Source organism: Mycobacterium venezuelense, from assembly GCF_054919535.1.
Genome location: NZ_JBONDW010000079.1, coordinates 1 through 334, shown reverse-complemented (window position 1 = coordinate 334; position 334 = coordinate 1). Strand labels below are relative to the sequence as shown.

General features: G+C 63.5%; 1 protein-coding gene. It reads left to right on the top strand.

The annotated features are described in order from the left end of the window. The coding region (locus ACRCUN_RS34270; protein ID WP_462146045.1) for a condensation domain-containing protein at positions 1-334 on the top strand (334 nt) is incomplete at both ends.

The window sequence follows — 334 nt, the reverse complement described above, 5'->3', positions numbered from 1 at the left end:
CGGTTGCGGCGGCACATAATGCCACGGCCTCGATGGTGCTGCAGGCTGCGATGGCGGTGGTGTTGCACCGGGCCGGGGTCGGTGAGGATGTGGCGTTGGGTACGCCGATCGCCGGACGTAACGATAAGGCGCTCGATGAGTTGGTCGGGTTCTTTGTCAACACCTGGGTGTTGCGGGTCGGGGTAAACCCGCAGCAGCGGTTCAGCGATGTCCTGCAGCAGGTGCGGCACAAGGCTTTGGATGCCTATACCAACCAGGATGTGCCGTTCGAACTGCTCGTCGAGCGGCTCAACCCGGCACGCTCGACATCGCACCACCCACTCTTCCAGGTGGC